General features: G+C 61.5%; 24 protein-coding genes and 1 pseudogene. 10 read left to right on the plus strand and 15 right to left on the minus strand.

Annotated features, from left to right (window positions below; all coding sequences use genetic code 11):
* Positions 1 to 88: 88 nt before the first annotated feature.
* The 8 genes from ABWL43_RS23700 to ffh form a co-directional block, all read right to left on the minus strand.
* Positions 89 to 826 carry a thioredoxin fold domain-containing protein gene (locus ABWL43_RS23700; RefSeq protein WP_145164137.1) on the minus strand — a complete coding sequence of 246 codons (738 nt, stop codon included), beginning with the start codon at positions 824 to 826 and terminating at the stop codon, positions 89 to 91.
* Between the two features lie 176 nt (positions 827 to 1002).
* Positions 1003 to 1899: a site-specific tyrosine recombinase XerD gene (xerD, locus tag ABWL43_RS23705; RefSeq protein ID WP_262209842.1), complete on the minus strand. Its 897-nt coding sequence runs from the start codon at positions 1897 to 1899 to the stop codon at positions 1003 to 1005.
* Between the two features lie 151 nt (positions 1900 to 2050).
* Complete coding sequence (locus ABWL43_RS23710; protein WP_003193963.1) at positions 2051 to 2464, minus strand: acyl-CoA thioesterase; 414 nt, start codon at positions 2462 to 2464, stop codon at positions 2051 to 2053.
* 80 nt (positions 2465 to 2544) lie between these two features.
* Positions 2545 to 2895, minus strand: a complete 351-nt coding sequence (rplS, locus tag ABWL43_RS23715) for a 50S ribosomal protein L19 (protein WP_003175895.1) — start codon at positions 2893 to 2895, stop codon at positions 2545 to 2547.
* Between the two features lie 45 nt (positions 2896 to 2940).
* Positions 2941 to 3714 carry a tRNA (guanosine(37)-N1)-methyltransferase TrmD gene (gene trmD / locus ABWL43_RS23720; protein WP_262209844.1) on the minus strand — a complete coding sequence of 258 codons (774 nt, stop codon included), beginning with the start codon at positions 3712 to 3714 and terminating at the stop codon, positions 2941 to 2943.
* The gene (rimM, locus tag ABWL43_RS23725) at positions 3696 to 4232 is read right to left on the minus strand and encodes a ribosome maturation factor RimM (RefSeq protein WP_003175898.1); all 537 of its coding nucleotides are present in this window, start codon (positions 4230 to 4232) and stop codon (positions 3696 to 3698) included. The genes trmD and rimM overlap by 19 nt, the downstream gene beginning before the upstream one ends.
* Positions 4233 to 4237: 5 nt before the next feature.
* Positions 4238 to 4489 carry a 30S ribosomal protein S16 gene (gene rpsP, locus ABWL43_RS23730; protein WP_003175899.1) on the minus strand — a complete coding sequence of 84 codons (252 nt, stop codon included), beginning with the start codon at positions 4487 to 4489 and terminating at the stop codon, positions 4238 to 4240.
* A gap of 251 nt (positions 4490 to 4740) precedes the next feature.
* Positions 4741 to 6117 (minus strand): signal recognition particle protein, encoded by a 1377-nt coding sequence (gene ffh, locus ABWL43_RS23735; RefSeq protein ID WP_010207982.1) that lies wholly within the window; start codon positions 6115 to 6117, stop codon positions 4741 to 4743.
* 233 nt (positions 6118 to 6350) lie between these two features.
* Here ffh and ABWL43_RS23740 point away from each other — a divergent pair, with 233 nt between their 5' ends.
* The 3 genes from ABWL43_RS23740 to ABWL43_RS23750 all read left to right on the plus strand — a co-directional run bounded on the left by ABWL43_RS23740 (position 6351) and on the right by ABWL43_RS23750 (position 10092).
* Entirely contained in the window at positions 6351 to 7163 is an 813-nt protein-coding gene (locus tag ABWL43_RS23740) for an inner membrane protein YpjD (RefSeq protein WP_106578310.1), read from the plus strand.
* A gap of 12 nt (positions 7164 to 7175) precedes the next feature.
* The gene (locus ABWL43_RS23745; RefSeq protein WP_369302119.1) at positions 7176 to 8414 is read left to right on the plus strand and encodes a transporter associated domain-containing protein; all 1239 of its coding nucleotides are present in this window, start codon (positions 7176 to 7178) and stop codon (positions 8412 to 8414) included.
* 367 nt (positions 8415 to 8781) lie between these two features.
* A complete protein-coding gene (locus ABWL43_RS23750) occupies positions 8782 to 10092 on the plus strand; it encodes an MFS transporter (protein ID WP_145164143.1) in 1311 nt (436 codons plus the stop codon).
* A 96-nt stretch (positions 10093 to 10188) separates the two neighbouring features.
* On the opposite strand, the gene purT is transcribed toward ABWL43_RS23750, so the two are convergent.
* The 5 genes from purT to ABWL43_RS23775 form a co-directional block, all read right to left on the minus strand.
* Positions 10189 to 11370, minus strand: a complete 1182-nt coding sequence (gene purT, locus ABWL43_RS23755) for a formate-dependent phosphoribosylglycinamide formyltransferase (RefSeq protein ID WP_017139720.1) — start codon at positions 11368 to 11370, stop codon at positions 10189 to 10191.
* A 69-nt stretch (positions 11371 to 11439) separates the two neighbouring features.
* On the minus strand, positions 11440 to 11907 hold the full coding sequence (locus tag ABWL43_RS23760; protein ID WP_106578306.1) for a VUT family protein: 468 nt from the start codon (positions 11905 to 11907) through the stop codon (positions 11440 to 11442).
* 293 nt (positions 11908 to 12200) lie between these two features.
* On the minus strand, positions 12201 to 12416 hold the full coding sequence (locus tag ABWL43_RS23765; RefSeq protein WP_145164145.1) for a DUF1289 domain-containing protein: 216 nt from the start codon (positions 12414 to 12416) through the stop codon (positions 12201 to 12203).
* Positions 12413 to 12937 carry a gamma carbonic anhydrase family protein gene (locus ABWL43_RS23770; protein ID WP_106578304.1) on the minus strand — a complete coding sequence of 175 codons (525 nt, stop codon included), beginning with the start codon at positions 12935 to 12937 and terminating at the stop codon, positions 12413 to 12415. The genes ABWL43_RS23765 and ABWL43_RS23770 overlap by 4 nt, the downstream gene beginning before the upstream one ends.
* A gap of 36 nt (positions 12938 to 12973) precedes the next feature.
* Entirely contained in the window at positions 12974 to 13576 is a 603-nt protein-coding gene (locus ABWL43_RS23775; protein ID WP_060754282.1) for a CoA pyrophosphatase, read from the minus strand.
* A 146-nt stretch (positions 13577 to 13722) separates the two neighbouring features.
* Between ABWL43_RS23775 and ABWL43_RS23780 the strand changes: the two genes are divergently transcribed.
* The 7 genes and pseudogenes from ABWL43_RS23780 (at position 13723) to nagE (ending at position 22235) form a co-directional block, all read left to right on the plus strand.
* Positions 13723 to 14271, plus strand: coding sequence for an NUDIX hydrolase (locus ABWL43_RS23780; protein WP_404484737.1), 549 nt, complete (start codon positions 13723 to 13725; stop codon positions 14269 to 14271).
* 40 nt (positions 14272 to 14311) lie between these two features.
* Positions 14312 to 14815, plus strand: a complete 504-nt coding sequence (locus ABWL43_RS23785) for a murein L,D-transpeptidase family protein (protein WP_145164152.1) — start codon at positions 14312 to 14314, stop codon at positions 14813 to 14815.
* A 263-nt stretch (positions 14816 to 15078) separates the two neighbouring features.
* Positions 15079 to 15837, plus strand: a complete 759-nt coding sequence (locus ABWL43_RS23790) for a GntR family transcriptional regulator (RefSeq protein WP_106578301.1) — start codon at positions 15079 to 15081, stop codon at positions 15835 to 15837.
* Positions 15838 to 15847: 10 nt separating this feature from the next.
* Positions 15848 to 16954 (plus strand): N-acetylglucosamine-6-phosphate deacetylase, encoded by a 1107-nt coding sequence (nagA, locus tag ABWL43_RS23795; RefSeq protein WP_145164154.1) that lies wholly within the window; start codon positions 15848 to 15850, stop codon positions 16952 to 16954.
* On the plus strand, positions 16935 to 17957 hold the full coding sequence (locus tag ABWL43_RS23800) for an SIS domain-containing protein (protein WP_404484740.1): 1023 nt from the start codon (positions 16935 to 16937) through the stop codon (positions 17955 to 17957). The genes nagA and ABWL43_RS23800 overlap by 20 nt, the downstream gene beginning before the upstream one ends.
* Before the next feature lie 36 nt (positions 17958 to 17993).
* A pseudogene (ptsP, locus tag ABWL43_RS23805) lies at positions 17994 to 20502 on the plus strand (phosphoenolpyruvate--protein phosphotransferase).
* A 26-nt stretch (positions 20503 to 20528) separates the two neighbouring features.
* Positions 20529 to 22235 carry an N-acetylglucosamine-specific PTS transporter subunit IIBC gene (gene nagE, locus ABWL43_RS23810; RefSeq protein WP_145164158.1) on the plus strand — a complete coding sequence of 569 codons (1707 nt, stop codon included), beginning with the start codon at positions 20529 to 20531 and terminating at the stop codon, positions 22233 to 22235.
* A gap of 118 nt (positions 22236 to 22353) precedes the next feature.
* On the opposite strand, the gene ABWL43_RS23815 is transcribed toward nagE, so the two are convergent.
* Both ABWL43_RS23815 and ABWL43_RS23820 read right to left on the minus strand, forming a co-directional pair.
* Positions 22354 to 22617, minus strand: coding sequence for a DUF6124 family protein (locus ABWL43_RS23815; RefSeq protein WP_404484743.1), 264 nt, complete (start codon positions 22615 to 22617; stop codon positions 22354 to 22356).
* Between the two features lie 473 nt (positions 22618 to 23090).
* A complete protein-coding gene (locus tag ABWL43_RS23820; protein WP_404484745.1) occupies positions 23091 to 23402 on the minus strand; it encodes an NGG1p interacting factor NIF3 in 312 nt (103 codons plus the stop codon).
* Positions 23403 to 23405: the final 3 nt, after the last annotated feature.

Raw genomic sequence — 23405 nt, forward strand, 5'->3', positions numbered from 1 at the left:
CGGCCGTGAAAAACAGCCGCACAACTGCGGCTCTCAATTAATGCCCCGCCGACTGTTCGGCGGAGCATGATCGCCAAAGGCTCGACGATTACTGCTTACTCGCACCCAGTGCCAGTTTGGCAACTTGTGGCGCCGGCTGGTAGCCCGGAATGACTTGGCCGTCAGCCAAAACGATGGCCGGTGTACCGTTCACGCCAATCGACTGACCCAAGGCAAACTGCTTGGAAACCGGGTTGGCGCATTTGGCCGCCTTGATTTCCTTGCCATCGACCATTTTGTCCATCGCGGCTTTCTTGTCGGCCGAGCACCATACCGCCTGCAACTGCTCGTCACCCGGCGAGCCCAGGCCCTGGCGCGGGAACGCTACGTAGCGCACTTCCACACCGAGCTTGTTCAGCGCAGGCACTTCGGCGTGCAGCTTGTGGCAGTACGGGCAGGTGGTGTCGGTGAACACGGTGATGTGGGTCTTGGTCTCGCCGATGGCCGGGTACACCACGGTTTCAGCCACTGGAATGCCGTTGATCAGCTTGGACACGCCCAGGCGCTCGGCTTTCTCGGTCAGGTTGACCGGCTTGCCATCTTTCAACTGGAACAGGTAGCCCTGAACGATGTACTGGCCATCGGCACTGGCGTACAGCACGCGGCTGCCCTTGAGCTTGACTTCATACAGGCCGGCCATCGGGCTGGCACTGATGCTTTCGATCGGCGTGTCGAGCTGCAGGTTGGCCAGGCTCTTGCGAATCGTTTGCTCGGCGGCGTCGTCGGCGACAACAAAAGTGGAAACCAACGCAATCGCTGCGGCGGCAATAATCTGGGTCAAGCGCATGGGAACTCCTGAAGGCAGATGCAGGGACGGGTGTGGAACACCGATCTGAAAATACGGGGTCATACACACAAGGCAAACAAAAGTCTGACCGTCCCCTTTGCTAACCGGCAAAGCCTACCACAGTTGGGCCGGAGGGCAGACTGCGGTGGGTAAATTGGGCCGTTTCGGATGCAATTTCATCCGCGCGGGTGGTGCTTGGCGTGCATATCCTGCAAGCGTGCCCGCGCAACATGCGTGTAGATCTGGGTTGTGGATAAGTCACTGTGCCCCAGCAGCATTTGCACCACACGCAGGTCCGCACCGTGGTTGAGCAAGTGGGTGGCGAACGCATGGCGCAACGTGTGCGGCGAAAGCGCCTTGCCGATCCCGGCCACCTTGGCCTGATGCTTGATACGGTGCCAGAAGGTCTGGCGGGTCATCTGCTCGCCGCGCAGGCTGGGAAACAGCACATCGCTGGGCCGCCCACCGAGCAACTCGATGCGGGCATCACGCATGTAGCGCTCGACCCACACGATTGCCTCCTCACCCATCGGCACCAGGCGTTCCTTGCTGCCCTTGCCCATCACCCGCAGCACGCCCTGGCGCAAGTTGACTTGCTCAAGGGTCAGACTGATCAGCTCGGTCACGCGCAGGCCGCAGGCGTAGAGCACTTCGAGCATGGCGCGGTCGCGCTGGCCGATGGCTTCGCTGAGGTCGGGCGCGGCGAGCAAGGCATCCACGTCGGCTTCCGACAGGGATTTGGGCAATGGCCGGCCCAGTTGCGGCATGTCGATTTGCAGCGTCGGGTCGGCGGCGATGAGCTTTTCCCGCAGCAGGTAGCGATAAAAGCCACGCACGCCAGAGAGAAAACGCGCAGTGGAACGCGGCTTGTAGTTCTGCTCAAGGCGCCAGGCCAGGTGATCGAGGATCAGCTCGCGACCGGCATTGATCAGTTCGAGGTTTTTTTCCTGCAGCCAGCCATTGAACAGGGCGAGGTCACTGCGATAGGCCTGGCGGGTGTTGTCCGACAGGCCTTTTTCCAGCCACAAGGCGTCGAGAAAGCGGTCGATCAGAGGATGGTCAATGGCGGGCATAGGGGCTCAGGCTGATTACTGGAGTGTCTGGTAGATCCTATCGCAGGCAAGCCAGCTCCCACATGGGTTTTGTGTTTTGCCTGATAGCATCATCAACATCGATCGAATGTGGGAGCTGGCTTGCCTGCGATGGCCGCGACTCGGTTCAGGATCAGTCAACAAACCCTGGCAGCACCGGCACCGGGCGCTTGTCGGCATCGATCGCGACAAAGCTGAACACGCCTTGGATCGCCTTTTCGCGACCGTCGGCACTCATGCTCTCGACGAACACTTCGACTTCAACCTTGAGACTGGTGTTGCCCACCTTGATGACGCGGCCGATCAGCTCGACGATAGAACCGGCCGGAATCGCGTGATTGAAATCAATGCGGTCGGTGGAGACCGTCACCAGCGGCAAGCGGCAAAAACGCGTGGCGGTAATGAACGACACTTCGTCCATCCAGGCCAAGGCAGTGCCGCCGAACAGGGTGTTGTGGTGGTTGGTAGTCGGCGGAAATACGGCCTTGGTCACGTGGGTCACGGACAGGTCGGTGCGACGCTGGATTTCTTCGAGGCGGGTGGTCATGGGCAAGTACCGGCAAGGGACAAATTTCAGGCACAAAAAAGCAGCCCGTAGGCTGCTTTTTTCTGCATCGGAAGCTGGACTTAAGCCAGTTTTTCCTTGATGCGAGCTGCTTTACCGGACAGGTCACGCAGGTAGTACAGCTTGGCTTTACGTACGTCACCGCGACGCTTAACGGCCATGCTGTCGATTTGCGGGCTGTAGGTCTGGAAAGTACGCTCTACGCCAACACCGTTGGAGATTTTACGAACAGTGAAAGCACTGTTCACACCACGGTTACGCTTGGCGATTACCACGCCTTCGAACGCTTGCAGACGCGAACGGTCGCCTTCCTTCACTTTCACCTGAACGACAATAGTGTCGCCTGGGGCAAAGGTAGGGATCTCTTTGGTCATCTGCTCTGCTTCGAGTGCAAGGATGATTTTGTTAGTCATGCTGTGCTCCTAAGGTAAGTCAATGGACCTACCATCGATACGTTGTTAACTATCGTCCCGCGCGAGGATGTATTCCTCGAGCAGCTTCTTCTCTTCTCCAGAAAGCGAGCGGCTTTCCAGAAGATCGGCGCGTCGTTCATAGGTCCGACCAAGGGACTGCTGTAAACGCCAACGCCGGATGTGTGCGTGATTGCCACTTAGCAATACGTCGGGAACACGCTGATCCGCATACACCTCCGGTCGGGTGTAGTGCGGGCAATCCAGCAAACCATCCGTGAAGGAATCTTCCTCCGCGGAGTCCGCATGCCCTAAAGCTCCAGGCAGCAGTCGTGTAACCGCATCTATCAGGACCATCGCCGGCAGCTCGCCGCCAGACAGGACATAGTCCCCAATCGACCACTCTTCATCGACATGAGCTTCAATAAACCGCTCGTCAATGCCTTCATAGCGACCGGCAATCAGGATCAGTGCTTCCTCATTCGCCAGTTCGCGTACCGCAGCCTGTTTCAGCTGACGGCCTTGAGGGGACAGGTAAATTACCTTCGCCTTCTCCCCGGCGGCGGCCTTGGCCTCAACCAACGCGTCTTCCAGGGGCTTGATCTTCATCACCATGCCCGGACCACCGCCAAATGGGCGATCATCCACAGTGTGATGTCGATCTGTCGTGTAGTCTCGCGGGTTCCAACAGGTGAGCTGCAACAGCCCCTGTTTCACCGCCCGACTGGTGATGCCGTACTCGCTGATGGCGCAGAACATCTCGGGAAACAAACTGATCACTTCAATGCGCAAATTAGCCACGCTTAGAAGTCCGCGTCCCATTCCACCTTCATCTCGCCCGCTGCCAGGTCGACGGCCAACACGCATTGCTCGGTATACGGCAACAGGCGTTCGCGATCATCCAGGCTGCCAGCGCAAGGCTTGACCACCATCACATCATTGGCGCCGGTTTCCAGAAGATGATCGATTTTCCCGAGCAATTGCCCGAGTTGATCAATAACCTTCAGACCTTCCAGCTGGTACCAGTAGTACTCGCCGTCGGTCAATTCAGGGAACAGGTTGCGCGGCACGCAGATCTCATAACCGGCCAGAAGACGCGCTTCTTCACGATCATCAAGACCCTTGAGCTTTGCGACCAGGAACTTATCGCTCCCGCGTCCACTGACCAGCTCGACCTGTTTCACACTCCCTTCGCGCTTGAGCGTCCAGGTTTTGTACTGCAACAGGTTTTCAGTCGGATCAGTAAAGGAATACACCTTCACTTCGCCGCGAACGCCATGAACAGAGTAAATCTTGCCGATAACGATCAAATCATCAGCAACAGCTGGCGTCGCGTTCATATTGCTCAGGCTGCGGCCTTAGCCGAGTCCTTCAACAGTTTTGCAACGCGCTCGGATGGCTGTGCACCCACGCTCAGCCAGTAGGCTACGCGCTCTTGGTTCACGGACAGACGAACTTCTTGACCACGAGCAACAGGGTTGAAGAAACCAACCTGTTCCTTGTGCGAACCGTCGCGCGGGTTGCGGCTGTCGGTTACGGTCAAGTGGTAAAACGGGCGCTTTTTGGAGCCGCCAAGGGCAAGACGGATTGTTAGCATGTGAACATCGTTCCTGTAGTCGGTGCTGCAAATCTAAATGCACAGCGGGCATAGGTGCCCGAAAGGCCGCATATTCTAAGGAATATCCGGACTTTTGCAAATGTCTTTTTCTGGCGCCTAGTCAGCGTGCCACTCAGATCTGCTATAGAGCCGTCGGTTAAAACGGCGAGTCAGCTCCCGCTAACCGCGGGTTTGCTGGAGATCCCACATCCTTGTGGGTCGGAGCAGAAGTGAACTTCCGCTCGAATTCTTTACATTTTTGGCATGCCGCCGCCGGGCAACATACCGCCCATGCCGCGCATCATCTTGGCCATTCCGCCTTTTGCGGAGAACTTCTTCATCATCTTCTGCATCTGCTTGTGCTGCTTGATCAAGCGACCGATGTCCTGCACCTGGGTGCCGGAGCCCATGGCGATCCGACGCTTGCGCGAACCGCTGATCAGCTCAGGGTCGCGGCGCTCGGCCGGGGTCATGGAGTTGATGATGGCTTCCATCTGCTTGAACTGCTTCTCTGCCGCGCCCTGGGCATTGCCCATTTGCGCCAGGTTCACACCGCCGATGTTCGGCAGTTTGTCCATCAGGCCGCCGAGGCCGCCCATGTTCTTCATCTGTTGCAGCTGGTCACGGAAGTCTTCGAGGTCGAAGCCCTTACCCTTCTTCAGCTTCTTGGCCAGCTTATCGGCCTTGTCCTTGTCGAGCGTGGCTTCGGCCTGCTCGATCAGGCTGAGCACGTCGCCCATGCCGAGGATACGCGAGGCGATACGCTCAGGGTGGAACGGCTCGAGCGCGTCGCTCTTCTCGCCCATACCGATGAACTTGATCGGCTTGCCGGTAATTGCACGTACCGACAGCGCAGCACCGCCACGGGCATCACCGTCGACCTTGGTCAGGATCACGCCGGTCAACGGCAGCGCATCACCAAAGGCCTTGGCGGTGTTGGCCGCATCCTGGCCGGTCATGGCGTCGACCACGAACAGTGTCTCGACCGGATTGATCGCGGCATGCAGCGCCTTGATCTCGCCCATCATCTCTTCATCGATGTGCAGGCGACCGGCGGTATCGACGATGACCACGTCGATGAATTTGAGCTTGGCTTCTTTAATAGCCGCGTTGGCAATGTCGACCGGCTTCTGGCTCAGGTCGGACGGGAAGAAGGTCACGCCCACTTCGCCCGCGAGCATTTCCAGCTGCTTGATGGCCGCCGGACGGTACACGTCGGCCGACACCACCATCACCGACTTCTTCTTGCGCTCTTTAAGGAAGCGCGCCAGCTTGCCGGCGGTGGTGGTCTTACCCGCACCTTGCAGACCGGCCATCAGCACGACGGCCGGTGGCACGGCGCTGAGGTTCAAGTCTTCGTTGGCCGCGCCCATCAGGCTTTCGAGTTCGGCCTGCACGATCTTCACAAAGGCCTGGCCCGGGGTCAGGCTGCGGGACACTTCGGTGCCGACCGCGCGCTCTTTGACCGAGTTGACGAAGTCCTTCACCACCGGCAAGGCCACGTCGGCTTCCAGCAACGCCATGCGTACTTCACGCAGGGTGTCTTTAATATTGTCCTCGGTCAGCTTGGCCTTGCCGGTTACGTGGCGCAGCGTCTGCGAGAGACGGTCAGTCAAGTTTTCAAACATGCGCGATCCTTTCAGGCCCTATTCATCGAAATGCTTTGTAGACCGAGGTAATGGCGGCCCAGGCTGTGGTAAATCGCTGTTAAAAACAGCGCTCGGCGAGCCTGCGGCGTGGGCAGGTCGCGGATTATAGCGAAGACTGCGCCTGTGCACACCCGCTGTCTGGCCCGGGAGTCTTTCGTGCAGCGTTGGTGTGTGCCAAACTCAGCGCCTTTCGGGCTTGTCTATCAGGATTTATGGTCCCCTTGTCACCCAGTTTGCTACCCAGCCTCGCCGCCGCCATTTTGTACGCCGCTGCGACTCTCTATCAGGGCACTCGTCTGGCCCAAGGCACAAAAGCGGATAAACGTCTGCTGGTAGGCTTGGGCGTCGTCGCCCTGCTCGCCCACGCCGCGAGCCTGTTCACTCACTTGATGACGCCGGTCGGCCTGGGCCTGGACTTTTTCAGTGCCGCCAGTCTGATCGCTGCTGCCGTCATCGCCCTGACGCTGCTGGCCTGTTACCGCATTCCCGTGGAAAACCTGCTGGTGCTGCTATTCCCGCTGGGAATGCTGACGGTGCTGCTGGCGCAATTCACCCCCACCGGCACCGTGCAAGTGATCGACGAGGAGCCGGGCATTCTCGCCCACATCCTGCTGTCGATCCTGGCTTACGGCATGTTCACGATTGCGGTGTTCCAGGCGTTGCTCCTGCTGCTGCAGGACCACCAGCTTAAAAACAAGCACCCGTCCGGGCTGATCAAGAACTTCCCGCCGCTGCAGACCATGGAAAGCCTGCTGTTCGGCTTCCTGTGGGCCGGCTGGACGCTGTTGTCGCTGTCGCTGATTTCCGGCTGGCTGTTCGTCGAAAACCTCTTCGCCCAACACCTGGTGCACAAAACCCTACTGGCGTGCCTGGCCTGGGTGGTGTTCAGCGTGCTGCTGTGGGGGCGTAACCGCCTCGGCTGGCGTGGGCACAAGGCGATCCGCTGGACCCTGGCCGGTTTCTGCCTGCTGATGCTGGCCTATTTCGGCAGCAAGCTGGTTCGCGAATACATCCTGCATATCTGACGGGCAGCGATCATGGACAACTTGCCCCTTGGGCCGATGCTCGCGGTAATCGCCTTGCTGGTGTTATGGGCGGCGCTGTTTACCGCCATCGAAGCCGCACAACAGCACTTGCTGGCCCTGCGCCCCGGTACACGCCAGGGTGACAAGGCCGCCGCCCGCCTGAACTTCCCGCGTAACAGCCTGATTCTGTGCAACAGCCTGTGTCGTGCGGCCGTGGTGATTCTCTGCACGCTGCTGGCAATCTATGCCTGGGCGCAGAACGGCCCGTGGCTCGGCTGGCTGATCTCCTGCGCGATCCTGCTGGTGCTCGCCGACTACCTGCCCCGCGCCCTGGCGGTTCGCCACCCGCAAGCCGTACTGGGCTTTGGCAATACGCTGCTGGGTGTGCCGCTGAAAATCCTCTACCCCCTGGCCTGGCTGCTCAATGGCATCAGCCTGTTATTGCTGCGCCCGTTCGCACGCAAATCCGGCGTGGTGAAAAAGAGCGACGAGCCACTGCCCGATCACGACGATGAACCCGAGCCCGAGACCGATGAAAATCGTACGCCCGGCATGCCCGGCATTCACGCGCTGGACAACATCACGGTCAACGACATCCTGGTGCCGCGCAGCGAAGTGGACGGTATCAACCTGGATGACTCGGTCGAGGAGATCATTGAGCAACTGCGCACCTCGCAGCGCACGCGCCTGCCGGTGTTCCACAGTGACATCAACCAGGTCGAAGCCGTGCTCAATACCCGGCAGATCCAACACCTGCTGCCCGACGCCAGCCTGACCAAAGAGGCCTTGCTCGCTGCCTGCCACGAGCCCTATTTCGTCCCCGAAAGCACGCCCCTGCAACTGCAACTGCTGAACTTCCACAAGCAGCAGCGGCGCCTGGGCATGGTGGTGGACGAATACGGCGAAGTGCTGGGCATCGTCACTCTGGAAGATATCCTCGAAGAAATCGTCGGCGAATTCGAAAGTGATCAGGCAGCGGACAACCCGCATATCGAAGCGCAGCCCGATGGCCGCTACATCATCGACGGCGCGGCTTCGATCCGCGAGCTGAACAAGAGCCTGGGCTGGCACCTGCCCAGTGACGGCCCCAAGACCTTGAACGGCCTGGTGACCGAAGCGCTGGAGACCATTCCGGATTGCGCGGTGTGCCTGAAGATCGGCCGCTATCGCCTGGAAATCCTCGAGACCGAGGACAACCGCGTCAGCAAGGTGCTGATCTGGCACACCAGCCGCGTGCCCGTCGCCGCCTGACCTCCTGGCAAAACACATTGCCCCTGTGGGAGCTGGCTTGCCTGCGATGGCATCACCTCGGTACTCCTGATGTACCGAGGCGCCTGTATCGCAGGCAAGCCAGCTCCCACATCGATCCGGTTTCCAGCCAAGAGATCCTCGCCCGCCCCCTTGTTGTCTGTTCAAACCCCTTCCTATAATCGGGACGGCTTACCAGAGCCCCGCCCGACCGCGTGCTACCCGCACTCAGCGCGTCCAGGCACTGCGTTACCGTGTCTGACCGGTGTTTGCTCCCATCCCGAGCCGCCCCGCTTACGCCCCTGATCCATGGGTGTTTGACCAATAATAATCCGCGTCCAAACGCGCAATGACCGTCAGGGATACCTCAATGAGCACCACCTATACCGAGGCTGCAACCGCCGCCCCGCTCAACTCGACCGCACGGGTCGCAACCGCGAGCATCGTCGGCACCGCCATCGAGTTCTACGACTTTTACATCTACGCCACAGCCGCTGCGCTGGTGATCGGCCCGGTGTTCTTCCCGCAGACCTCCGGCACCGCGCAGATGCTGGCGTCGTTCCTGACCTTCGGCATCGCCTTTATCGCTCGCCCGCTGGGTTCGGCGCTGTTCGGCCACTTCGGTGACCGTATCGGGCGCAAATCAACCCTAGTGGCGTCGTTGCTGCTGATGGGCGTGTGCACCACGCTGATCGGTTTGCTGCCAGGTTATGACAGCATCGGCGCGTGGGCCCCGATCTTGTTGTGCGTGCTGCGCTTCGGCCAGGGCCTGGGGCTTGGCGGCGAATGGGGCGGCGCAGCATTGCTGGCCACCGAGAACGCCCCCAAGGGCAAGCGCGCCTGGTTCGGCATGTTCCCGCAACTGGGCCCTTCGATTGGCTTTCTCGCGGCCAATGGTTTGTTCCTGATCCTGGCCATGAGCCTGAACGACGAACAGTTCCGCAGTTGGGGCTGGCGCATCCCGTTCATTCTCAGCGCGGCGCTGGTGATGGTCGGCCTGTATGCCCGCCTCAAACTGCATGAAACCCCGGTATTCGCCAATGCCGTCGCCAAGCAAGCGCCGGTGAAAGTGCCGCTGGTGGAGCTGTTCAGCCAGCATTGGCTGCCGGTCCTGCTGGGCGCGGCGTCGATGGTGGTGTGCTATGCGCTGTTCTACATCACCACCGCGTTCTCGCTGAGTTACGGCGTTGCAACGCTGGGCTACAGCCGCGAGACGTTCCTGGGCCTGCTGTGCTTTGCGGTGTTGTTCATGGGCCTGGCGACGCCGCTGGCGGCCTTGGCCAGCGACCGTTACGGGCGCAAGCCGGTACTGATCGTCGGCGCCATTCTTGCGATTCTGTCGGGCTTCACCATGGAGCCGCTGCTCACCCACGGCTCGACCTGGGCCGTCGCACTGTTCCTGGCACTGGAATTGTTTCTGATGGGCGTGACCTTCGCCCCAATGGGCGCGATGCTGCCGGAACTGTTCCCCACCCGCGTGCGTTACACCGGCGCTTCGGCGGCGTACAACCTGGGCGGGATTGTCGGAGCATCGGCCGCACCGTTCTTCGCGACCAAGCTGGTGGCGATGGGCGGGCTGAGTTATGTCGGCGGGTATGTGTCGGCGGCAGCGTTGCTCAGCTTGATTGCTGTGCTGTGCCTGAAAGAGACGCGCAATAACGACTTGAACAAGGTCGCCTGATAGACCGCTATCGCAGGCAAGCCCGCTCCCACATGTTGAATTGTGAATGCCTTCAAATGTGGGAGCTGGCTTGCCTGCGATGGGCGCGACGCGGTTTTAAAGCTCTACAACAACCGCCTTCGAAGCCCGAGTCGCCTTGGCCCGCGCCGCCTCGATCGACTCATCCCGCGCCAACGCCACACCCATCCGGCGCTGACCATTGACTTCCGGTTTACCGAACAGACGCAACGCCGTGTCCGGTTCGCTCAAGGCCGCGCCAAGGTTGGCGAACGCGGTCTGGGTCGACTGCCCCTCCACCAGAATCACCGCCGAGGCCGAAGGCCCGAACTGGCGGATCAACGGAATCGGCAGGCCCAGGATCGCGCGCGCGTGCAGCGCGAACTGCGACAGGTCCTGAGAAATCAAGGTCACCAAGCCGGTGTCATGCGGGCGCGGCGACACTTCGCTGAACCACACTTGATCGCCCTTGATGAACAATTCCACGCCAAACAGGCCACGGCCACCCAGCGCCTCGGTCACGGCTTTGGCAACCCGCTCGGATTCTGCCAGGGCAATCGGGCTCATGGCTTGCGGCTGCCAGGATTCCTGGTAGTCGCCCTTCTCCTGACGGTGGCCGACCGGCGCACAGAAGGTGGTGCCGCCAATGTGGCGCACAGTCAGCAGGGTGATTTCGTAATCGAAGTCGATAAAGCCTTCGATGATCACGCGGCCTTTACCGGCACGCCCGCCCTCTTGAGCGTAATCCCAGGCTTTCTGCACGTCATCGGCGCTGCGCAGCAGGCTCTGGCCCTTGCCCGACGAACTCATCACCGGCTTGACCACACACGGGAAGCCCAGGTCCTGCACGGCCTTGCTGTAGTCCTCGAAGGTGTCGGCAAAGTGGTACGGCGACGTCGGCAGGTCCAGCTCTTCGGCGGCCAGGCGACGGATGCCTTCGCGGTTCATGGTCAGCGAGGTGGCACGCGCGGTCGGAATCACGGTGAAGCCTTCGGCTTCAAGCTCTACCAGCGTGGCGGTGGCGATGGCTTCGATTTCCGGCACGATGAAATGCGGTTTTTCCGCCTCGATCACCGCACGCAGGGCGGCGCCGTCGAGCATGTTGATCACGTGGCTACGGTGCGCAACCTGCATGGCAGGCGCGTTGGCGTAACGATCCACGGCAATCACTTCAACGCCCAGGCGTTGCAGTTCGATTACCACTTCCTTGCCCAGCTCACCGCAGCCACACAGCAAAACGCGGGTCGCGGTTGGCGACAATGGAGTTCCGATTCGGGTCATCTCAGGTCCTCAGGGGAGCGGATCATGGGGAGAAAGGCCGGCATTTTACATGAACTGCAAGAATTGACCTCAGTTGGCGACGGCGCGTTTGCGCAGGCGCCAGGCCATGATCAGCCACACCACCGTGACCCCGGCGAATTTCGACACCAACGCCGTGCCCGCCACCGCCGGCGTCAGCGCGCCGATCAGGCCGAAGAAGATAAAGGTATCGAGGGGAATACTCAGCGCCGAACTTATCCACAGGCGATCGTGCAGTGGGCGCTTGGTGATGCTGAACACCAGCCAGTCAATACATTCGGACACCGCAAATGCCGTGGCGCTGGCCAGGGCGATGGACGGGTCGGAGGTGATATACGACAGCACCAACGCCGCCAGCATGGCGAGTATCGCGCCATGGCCGAAGCGGGTTTGCACCATGTCGCGCAGGATAAACACCAGTCCACCCCAGGCGGACCAGATGACGTCCAGGTGCGGGGCGGTGGAGAAGGCAAAGTTGATCAGCACGACGCTGCTGATGTAGGCGATCAGGAAGAGCATGGGGAAGGACCTGTGGGTAATGCCGCACAGGGTAATGCACAGCAATCATTGTGGCGAGCGGGCTTGCCCCGCGTTAGGCTGCGCAGCGGCCCCACTAAGAACGCCGCGTCTTGTCAGGCAAACCGCGGCGCCAGTTTCAGGGCCGCTTCGCAGCCCAACGCGGGGCAAGCCCGCTCGCCACCCAAAGCCCGCTTGCCACAACAAGCCCGGTCGCCACAACAAGCCAGCTCCCACATTTTTGAATGTATTCACATATCCACTGTGGGAGCTGGCTTGCCTGCGATAGCGGTGGTTCAGGCGCCGGATTTCCCCGGAATCATCCACACCAACCCACTCGCCTTCGCCCGCTCATGGCACAACCCCAATACCACCCGGCGTTCGGCATTGTCCATGCGGCTCCAGCGCGTAATCTCATCCACGTTGCGCTGGCAACCTGTGCAAATATCATCGTCATCCAGCGCGCAAATACTCACGCAGGGCGAGGCAACAGGGCGTTCAATCGGGTTCATTCTTCTTGCTCAACCAAGTCCCGCGCATAGCGCTGCGCGTTATGAACATAGTGCGCGGCGCTGGCTTCGAGCATGCGCTTTTGCGCCTCGGTCAACTCGCGCACCACTTTGCCCGGCGACCCCATTACCAGCGAGCCATCGGGAATTTCCTTGCCTTCGCCGATCAACGAATTAGCGCCGATGATGCAGTGCTTGCCAATTTTGGCGCCGTTGAGGATCACCGCGTTGATGCCAATCAGGCTGTAATCGCCGACGGTGCAGCCGTGCAGCATGGCGTTATGGCCAATGGTCACGCCGGTGCCCAGGGTCAGCGGGTAGCCCATGTCGGTGTGCATCACGCTGCCGTCCTGAACGTTGCTGTTCTTGCCGATCAGGATCAGTTCGTTATCGCCACGCAACACCGCGTTGAACCACACATTGGCGCCCTCCTCCAGCTTGACCTTGCCGACCAGCGTGGCATTGGGCGCCACCCAGCTTTGCGGATGAGTCTCGACGCGGGCGTCGCCCAGGCGGTATTTCATGGTGTGTCCTCACGGCGGTGCCATTCAAGCGATGGCTCAGGTATTGATGAAACTCTTGGGTGGCTGGTGCAGGCTGATCTGCGCGTCGTCATAGAGCAGGTTGATCAGCTCGACAATCATGATTGCCGTCAGCCCCCAGATTTTGTATTCGCCAAACCGATAGCTGGGCACATACCAACTGCGGCCCTGGTAATCGATACGGTGGGTATGTTCGCGTGGGTCCTGGCGGAAGAACTCCAGAGGCACGCTGAACACGGCGGCGATCTCGGCATCATTGGCCAGGTATTCGACGTAATCGGGGATAACCCCAACATAAGGCGTTACGCGGATACCGTGCAGGGAAATCAGTGGGCTCAACGGGCCGATGACCTCCACCAGGCCGGGCGGCAGGCCGATTTCTTCTTCGGCTTCGCGCAGCGCGGTAAAAATCAGGTCCGGGTCTTCGGGGTCACGCCGCCCGCCCGGAAACGCCACTTCGCCGCCATGGGTCGACAGGCCGCTGGCGCGCAGGGTCAGGATCAGCTCAGGTTCGTCACTGCGGGTAATCGGCACCAACACGGCGGCCTCGGGGAAACGCCCGTCAGTTTCCAGTGTGTGAGGGGTGTGATTGCTTACCCGGCGAAGTAGCTCGTCCAGCATGAGTCATCTCGGTCTGTTGGCTAACTTGCATCATGCACCAAAGCGGGCGGGTGCCCAACCCCAAAACCCGGCACATGTCGCGAAACGACAACTTGCAGGGCCCTGCCCGCCAAGCCAAGATAGGCCCACTCTCCAGGAACCCCAGCATGAACTTCTGCAGCCAGTGCGGTAAACCGGTTACCCAGCGCATTCCCGAAGGCGACACACGCCTGCGCTATGTGTGTGATCACTGCTCGACCATTCACTACCAGAACCCCAATATCGTCGCCGGCACCGTGCCAGTGTGGGGCGATCAAGTGCTGCTGTGCCGCCGCGCCATCGAGCCGCGCCTGGGTTACTGGACCTTGCCCGCAGGCTTTATGGAAAACGCCGAGACCGTAGAGCAGGCCGCCATGCGCGAAACCCTGGAAGAAGCCTGCGCCCGCGTGCGCAACCTGAGCATCTACACCCTGATCGACGTGCCGCACATCAGCCAGGTGCATATTTTCTACCGCGCCGAACTGGTCGACCTGGACTTTGCCGCAGGGCCCGAAAGCCTTGAGGTGAAGCTGTTCGATGAAGCCGATATCCCTTGGTCAGAGCTGGCTTTCCGCACGGTCGGGCGTACCTTAGAATGCTTCTTCGCTGACCGCCGGCAACAACAGTTCCCGGTACGCAGCGAGTCGGTGCCGCCGATGACGCGGCCGGCCAAATAACACCTTCAGGCAGCACCGTCTAACAAGGGAAACCGTTTCAATGCGTTGGTTGCTCGCTTTCATCTGCCTGTCGTTCGTTACCCTGTCCTCGGCCTCCACGGTGGAAATCCTCGGCGGCAAACCTGTCGAGAAAATCCTGGTGCTCAAGTCGGCGCACCAGTTGCAACTGATCAACGACGGCAAACCGCTCAAGACCTACCGCATCTCGCTGGGCAAAAACCCCAAGGGCACCAAGCAGTTCGAGGGCGACCGCCGCACGCCGGAAGGTTTTTACTGGATCGACTGGCGCAAGACCAGCGACCGCTACAACCTGGCCATGCACATTTCCTACCCCAATATCAGCGACTCTGCCCGCGCGCGCCGCGAAGGCGTGAGACCGGGCAGCATGATCATGATCCACGGCACGCCCGACACCGAGGAATACCCGGAGCAATGGTTCCACACCCTCGACTGGACCGATGGCTGTATCGGCATGCGCAACGTCGACATGCGCGAAGTCTGGAACCTGGTCAAAGACGGCACCATGATCGAGATTCGGCCGTAATTTCGTACCGTTCGTAAAATAATCTGAAAATAATTCCTGCCCCTGGCAGCGCCTGCCGGTGAATACCAGTTCACCGCGCCGGGCTGCCCAGTTCTGCGCGCTATGAAGACCTCTCTAATACCACTTGATACCACGCACCCTTAAAGCGCCCTGAAACCGGGTTCCGCACCGTTTTGGCCGCATTGACATGGTATTTAAGTGGTATTAATTTCCGACCATTACCGGGCGACAACACTCCAATAACCGCATCGGAAACTTCACAGATGAATCCCATCCAGACGCTGCGCCCCGACGAGAAACAATCCACGCCGCTGTACCTGCAACTGGCCCGTAACCTTGAAGCGGCGATCCATGCCGGCCAGTGGAAATCCGAGCAGGCCTTGCCGTCGGAACGCGCCCTCAGCGAGCAACTGAGCATTTCGCGGGTGACCGCACGTAAAGCGCTGGAAGTGTTGTTCGCCCAAGGCCTGATCCGCCGCAGCCAAGGCTCCGGCACCTTTATCACGCCGCGCCTGGAACAACCGCTGTCACGCCTGTCGGGCTTCAGCGAAATGCTGCGGCTCAAAGGTTTTGTACCGACTTCGCAGTGGCTGGAACGCGACATCACCCCGCCCACCCACGAAGAGCTGATCCGCCTGGGCCTGTCGCCGACCGACAAAGTGGCGCGCCTCAAACGCCTGCGTAAAGCCGACGACACGGTGATGGCGATTGAAATGACCGCCATGCCCGCCTCGGTGCTGCCGCATCCGCAGGCCATCGGCAATTCGCTGTACGAGTACCTGGAAAGCATCGGCAAGCCCATCGTGCGCGCGCTGCAACATATCCAGGCGATCAACGCCTCAGATGAGTTCGCCAAGCTGGTGGGCATCGCCCCCGGCACCGCCATGCTGCTGATGACGCGGGTCGGTTACACCGCCGACAACACGCCGATTGAAATCACCGACACCTACTGCCGCAACGACTACTACGACTTCGTCGCAGAGCTGCGCCGCCATGACTACTCCGCTGAACTGCGCATTTAGAGAACTGCCCATGTCCGAAGACAACATCCTCACGCCCAGCGGCTGGATTCGCGGCCGCCTGGTGCACGAACACGGCAAAGTGGTCGCCGTCCAAGGCACGCCGTGCGATCCGGCTGACAACGACCTGCCCTACCTGCTGCCGGGTTTCATCGACCTGCATGTGCATGGCGGTGGCGGCAAAGACATCATGGAAGGCGTCGACGCCTTCGAGACCATCACCCGCACCCACGTGCGTTTTGGCACGACGTCGCTGCTGGCCACCACCATGACGGCGCCGGTGAACGAGATCTCCCGTGTGCTCGGCGAGCTTGGCACCTTCTGCGAGCAGCGCCCGAGCGGCAGCGCCCGCGTACTCGGCGTGCACCTGGAAGGCCCCTACATCAATCCGGGCAAACTCGGCGCCCAACCCAACTTCGCCCACACCGCGCTGATGGCCGAAGTGGAAGCCTACCTGCGCCTGGCGCCAATCCGGGTGATCACCATCGCCCCGGAAATCGCCGGGCATGACGGCCTGATCCGCGCCCTCAGCCAACGCGGCGTGCGCATGCAGATCGGCCACACATTGGGCAGTTATGAAGAAGGCGTCGCCGCCCTCGCCGCCGGCGCCACCAGTTTCACGCATTTGTATAACGCCATGAGCCCGCTGCATCACCGCGAGCCGGGCATCGTCGGCGCCGCCCTGGCCCACGCCCAATACGCGGAACTGATCCCCGACCTGCTGCACGTGCATCCCGGCGCCATGCGCGTGGCCCTGCGTTCGATCCCGTGCCTGTACTGCGTCACCGATTCCACCGCCGCCGCTGGCATGCCCGACGGCGAATACAAGCTGGGCAGCCACACCGTGACCAAATGCCTGGGCGGCGTGCGCCTGGCGGATGGAACGCTGGCCGGCAGCACGCTGACCATGGACCAGGCGCTGCGCAACCTGGTGAAAATCGGCCTGCCCATCAGCGAAGCCTCACAACGCCTGTCGCAATTTCCTGCGGATTACCTGGGCCTGGAAGAACGCGGCCGCCTGCAACCCGGCAGCTTCGCCGACTGCGTACGCCTGGACCGCTCCCTGCACCTCACCGACGTAATGGTCGAAGGAGAAACCATTGACTTCAAAAATGCTTGAAGAGGCCCTGGCCTCCTGTGACGCCGTGGCCGCGCAACTGCAACGCCTGGACCCGCTGCTGGAAGAAGTCGCCGGTCGCCTGCGCCGCCAGCCGCCGCAAGTGGCGATGACCATTGCACGTGGCAGTTCGGACCACGCCGCCAGCTACTTTGCCTACCTGGCCATGCAGCACGTGGGCATTCCGGTGGCGTCGCTGCCGATGTCGGTGGTGACCCTGTTGCAGGCGCCATTGAAAGTCAGCGGTCAGGTGGCATTCGGTTTCTCGCAGTCGGGGCAAAGCCCGGACCTGGTCAACAGCCTGCGCCTGCTGCGCAAACGCGGTGCGTTGAGCATTTCGCTGGTCAACGCCGAAGACTCACCACTGGAAGCCGCCTGCGAATTCCACCTGCCGCTCTGCGCCGGGCCGGAACACAGCGTGGCCGCGACCAAAAGCTTCATCGCCACCCTCAGCGCCAGCGCGCAGTTGATTGGCCACTGGAGCCAGGAAGACGACTTGCTGCAGGCCTGCCGCACGCTGCCCGATGAACTGCGTGCAGCGGCCAAACAGGATTGGAGCGCCGCTATCGAGGCCCTGCGTGGCTGCCAGCAATTGATGGTGATCGGCCGTGGCGCCGGTTTTGCCATCGCCCAGGAAGCCGCGCTCAAGCTCAAGGAAACCTCGGCGATCCAGGCCGAAGCCTTCAGCAGCGCCGAAGTCCGCCACGGGCCGATGGCCTTGATCGACGAACACTACCCGCTGCTGATATTCGCCCCACGCGGCGCCGAGCAGGCCGGGCTGCTGAGCCTGGCCGCCGACATGCGCCAGCGCGGCGCCCGTGTGCTGCTGGCTGCGCCAGACGATATCGCCGAGCGCGACCTGACCCTGAGCCGCGCCGAACACCCAAGCCTGGACCCGATCCTGGCGATTCAAAGCTTTTACGTAATGGCCGCCGGCCTGGCGCAAGCCCGGGGCATGGACCCCGACCAGCCGCGTCACCTGAGCAAAGTTACCCGCACTCACTGAGTCGATTGTCGTGTTTTCCTGATGAGTACCGTGCCCATGTCCAACAACAATAATGAATTGACCCTCAGCGCCCCACTCAGTGGCCCGGTGCTCGCCCTGGGCGAGGTGCCCGACGAAGTGTTCGCCAGTGGTGCCATGGGTGACGGTATCGCCCGACCCGCTGAACGATTGCCTGCATGCACCCTGTGACGGGGTGATCATCCATGTCGCGCGCACCGGGCATGCCCTGACGATTCGTGCCGAGAACGGCGCCGAGGTGCTGATGCACGTGGGCATCGACACCGTGGAACTCAATGGCGAAGGGTTTGCGCTGCTGGTCAAGGAAGGCGCGCGGGTGAGCAAAGGCCAGGCGCTGGTGCAGTTTGATCTGGACCGCATTGCGCGCCAGTGCAAAAGCCTGGTCAGCCTGATTATTCTGACCAATGGCGAGCGTTTTGAGCTGCGGCCGGTAGCAGGAAAAATCACCAAGGTCGGTGAGCCGTTGCTGCACATCGTCACGCGCTCAGCGACCACCCAGCCGGCGGTTGTGGATAACTCGGTCACCGAAGTCCGCGCCTGCGTGCGCATCACACACCGTGGCGGTTTGCATGCTCGCCCCGCCGCATTGATCCGCAAAACCGCCCAGGGTTTCAGCAGCCAGGCGCAGTTGCACTTCGCGGGCAAATCCGCGCCGTGCGACAGCCTGATTGGCTTGATGGGGCTGGGAATTGGTGAAGGCGATGAAGTGCGCGTCACTTGCCGCGGCAAGGATTGCGAGGCGGCGTTGCAGGCGTTGGTGGCGGCGCTGTCCGCGGCCCTCGGCGAAGAACACCACGCGCCCGTGGCGGTCGCCCCGCGCAAGGCGAACACCGAAGCCGGTGTGTTGCAAGGCGTGTGCGCGGCACCCGGCCTGGTCTGCGGGCCGCTGTTCCGTCTCAGCGCTATCGAACTGCCGGCCGACACTGGCAATCACTCGGCCGATGAACAACTGCAACGTTTGGACACGGCCCTTGAGCAAGTGCGCGGCGAGATCCGCACAACCCTGGACCATGCCCGCCAACGCAAAAACGTCGAAGAAGAAGAGATCTTCGCCGCCCACCTCGCCCTGCTGGAAGACCCGGCCCTGTTGGACGCGGCCACCGCTGCCATCGAACACGGCAGCGCCGCCACCCACGCCTGGCGCGATGCAATCCAGGCGCAATGCGCGGTGTTGCTGGCGTTGGGCAAACCGCTGTTCGCCGAGCGCTCCAACGATCTGCGCGACCTGCAGCAACGCGTGCTGCGCGCACTGCTGGGCGAAACCTGGCATTTCGAATTGCCTGCCGGGGCGATTGTCAGCGCCCATGAGCTGACGCCCTCCGACCTGCTGCAACTGAGTGCGCAACAGGCCGCCGGCATCTGCATGGCCGAAGGCGGCGCCACGTCCCACGTGGCCATTTTAGCTCGCGGCAAAGGCTTGCCCTGCGTGGTGGCGCTGGGCGCAGAAGTGCTTGATGTGCCCCAAGGCCAACGCGTGGTGCTCGACGCGGTCAATGGGCGCCTGGAACTTGCGCCCAGCGAGGCGCGTCATGCCGAAGTGCACCAGATTCGCGACGCGCAAAAACTGCGCCGTGCGCAACAACAGGCCCAAGCGCAGCAAACGGCGCAAACTCGCGACGGCATCAGCATTGAAGTGGCCGCCAACGTCGCCTCCAGCGCCGAGGCCCACGTGGCGTTTGAAAACGGCGCCGACGGCGTCGGCCTGCTGCGCACCGAGTTCCTCTTCGTCGATCGGCGCACCGCGCCGGATGAACAAGAGCAGCGCCAGGCCTACCAAGCCGTGCTGGATGCCATGGGCGACAAGTCGGTGATCATTCGCACCATCGACGTGGGCGGCGACAAGCAGCTCGACTACCTGCCGCTGCCCGTGGAGGCCAACCCGGTGTTGGGCCTGCGCGGTATCCGCATGGCCCAGGTGCGGCCCGAATTGCTCGACCAGCAACTGCGCGCGCTGCTGCAAGTCAGCCCGTTGGCACGGTGCCGCATTCTGCTGCCGATGGTCAGCGAAGTGGATGAACTGCTGCAGATCCGCCAGCGCCTGGATGAGTTATGTGCCGAGCTGGGGCTGACGCAGCGCCCGGAGCTGGGCGTGATGATCGAAGTGCCCGCCGCCGCGCTGATGGCCGAACAGCTGGCCAAACATGCCGACTTCCTCTCCATCGGCACCAATGACCTGTCCCAGTACACCCTGGCCATGGACCGCGACCACGCCGGCCTCGCCGCGCGGGTCGATGCCTTGCACCCGGCGCTGCTACGGCTGATCGCGCAAACCTGCGCGGGCGCGGCCAAGCATGGGCGTTGGGTCGGCGTTTGCGGCGCCCTCGCGTCCGATCCGCTGGCCACGCCAGTACTGGTCGGCCTGGGCGTCAGCGAGCTGTCGGTGAGCCCGCCACAGATCGGAGAAATCAAGGACCGCGTCCGTCACCTGGACGCGGCTCAATGCCGGCAACTGAGCCTTGGCCTGCTCGACCTGAGCAGCGCCAAGGCGGTTCGCCAAGCCTGCCAACACCACTGGCCGCTGAGCTGACAACAACAAGAACAAGGAGACACGCCATGTACCAACATTTTATCGAAGGCTTACAACGCCTGGGCCGCGCGCTGATGCTGCCGATCGCGATCCTGCCGATCGCCGGCCTCTTGCTGCGCCTGGGCGACACCGACCTGCTCAACATCGCCGTGATGCACGACGCCGGGCAGGCGATCTTCGCCAACCTCGCGCTGATCTTCGCCATCGGTATTGCCGTGGGGTTTGCCCGCGACAATAACGGCACGGCGGGCCTGGCCGGGGCGATTGGTTACCTGGTAATGGTCTCCACGCTCAAGGTGATGGACACCACTATCAACATGGGCATGCTCGCCGGTATCGCCAGCGGCTTGATGGCGGGCGGGTTGTATAACCGCTTCAAGGACATCAAGTTGCCCGAATACCTGGCATTCTTCGGCGGGCGACGCTTTGTGCCGATTGTCACCGGGTTTTCGGCGGTGGCCCTGGGCGTGATCTTTGGTTTGATCTGGCCGCCGATCCAGCACGGTATCAACAGCTTCGGTGTGCTGCTGATGGAAAGCGGCAGCTTTGGCGCTTTTGTGTTCGGCGTGTTCAACCGCCTGCTGATCGTCACCGGCCTGCACCATATCCTCAACAACATGGCGTGGTTCGTGTTCGGCACCTTCACCGACCCGACCACCGGCGCCGTCGTCACCGGCGACCTGACCCGCTACTTCGCCGGCGACCCCAAAGGTGGCCAGTTCATGACCGGCATGTTCCCGGTGATGCTGTTCGGCCTGCCCGCCGCCTGCCTGGCGATGTACCGCAACGCCCTGCCGGAACGCCGCAAGGTGATGGGCGGGATCTTCCTGTCGATGGCGCTGACCTCGTTTTTGACCGGCGTGACGGAGCCGATTGAGTTCGCGTTCATGTTCCTCGCGCCGTTCCTGTACTTGATCCACGCCGTGCTGACCGGCCTGTCGATGGCTGTCACTGACCTGTTGAATATCCACCTCGGTTTTACCTTCTCCGGTGGCTTTATCGACATGGTGCTGGGCTGGGGCAAGTCCACCAACGGCTGGCGGGTGATCCCGGTGGGGTTGGCGTACGCGGTGATCTACTACAGCGTGTTCAACTACTGCATCCGTCGCTTCAACCTGAAAACGCCTGGGCGTGAAGACATCCAGGTGGTGCAGGCCGAGGCGATGAGTGATAACCAACGGGCCGGTGCGTATATCCGTGCGCTGGGCGGTGCGGCCAACTTGCTGAGTGTCGGCGCGTGCACCACCCGCCTGCGCCTGGACATGGTGGATCGCAACAAAGCAGTGGACGCGGATTTGAAAGCACTCGGCGCCATGGCCGTGGTTCGCCCAGGCAATGGCGGGAGCTTGCAGGTGGTGGTCGGGCCCATGGCCGACAGCATTGCTGACGAGATTCGCCTGGCCATGCCGTCGTTTGTTGCCAGCGCGCCGGTGGCGGCTGCACCTGTGGATAAGCCGGTTGCGGTGAATGTGCAGGAGGCCGAGAAATGGCTGAAGGCCTTGGGTGGCCGTGAAAATGTCCGGCAGCTGGACGCCGTGGCGATGACCCGGTTGCGGGTGGAGTTGGGGGATGATTCGGTGTTGTCCGAGGCTGATTTGACGGCGCTCGGTTGCCAGGGCGTGAGCCAGCTGGACAGCGGCGTTTGGCACTTGTTGATTGGTGACAAGGCCTCGGGATTGAGTGAGGCGCTGGAGCGGTTGGTCAGTGGCCGTGAGGTCGGCGCCAGGGTCTAGCGCTGTAGCGGCTTTTCTGGCCTCATCGCGGGCAAGCCCGGCTCCCACATTTGACTGTATTCACAGCTCAAAAATGTGGGAGCGGGCTTGCCCGCGATTGGGCCCGACAGGCGTCCGATTACTTCGGTTCAGGCACCTCAGCTAAATCCAACACCCGATCCACCATCAACTGGATACCCTCCAGCATCCGATGAATTCCCAGCACCGCATCACGCTGCGGGCCGTCGATGTCAAACGCCAGATTGCCCGCCAGTGCTTGCACGGATGCCAGGTCTTGGGAGGCATTGGCGAGCAGGGTTTCGCTGTTCAGGTTGGGGAGTACGGTGAAGATTTGGTCGATGGGCTGAGAATCAGATGGAGGATTTGGACTGTCTTTGATCATGGTGTATTTCCTAGTGAGAGTTTAGGAACTACCAACATCACTTGCAGTTGATGGGTGGCAGCTGTGCGCGGGCCTGCAAGACCGAGTCCCACCAGCACCTCGGTAGACCCGAAGGTCTCCCGCACACAGCCACCATAAATGACGACCATGAAAAAACGCCGCAATTATAAAGGCGCTTAGGAGTAACTGGTGAGGTTTCGGCGGGCTTGCAGTCCCGGTCGCCACATTGGCAGCGACCCGAGAAGATTAGTGAGGCCAGTTCCGAGGGACAACCTGAAAGGCATGTGGGAAAGGTCTGAGGTGCCTGTCCCGACGCCTTCGCGAGCAAGCCCGCTCCCACAGGTTGATCCGTGCCCGACGTGGCAATACGGTCAAATGTGGGAGCTGGCTTGCCTGCGATTGGCCCGTACAGACAACAAAAAACCCGCTGACCAAACTGGCCCAGCGGGTTTCTTGTTTCTGCAATCTGCGAATCAAAAATCCGCCAGCTGCCACACCTCATACGCCGGTGTCTCATACGGATGGCTCAGCTTGAGCGCAGCCACAACGGCCACGATCAACGCATCCGCCACCACCAGCTCAACCTTCCATTCTTCGACCACTTCAACCTGGCCCACCTGCCCAATAAACGGCTGGCTGCCGTCCAATGCGCGGAATTGGCCCTGGCCCAGTACTTGCCAGGCGCAGCTGTCGTAGTCGCCGATGCGCCCGCCGCCGGCTGCGAAGACGGCGGTTTTCACCGTCTCCACATGGCTGTCGGGCACAAAGAAGCTGAGCTTGTACACCGC

The organism is Pseudomonas sp. HT11, from assembly GCF_044875395.1.
Classification (GTDB): Bacteria; Pseudomonadota; Gammaproteobacteria; order Pseudomonadales; family Pseudomonadaceae; genus Aquipseudomonas.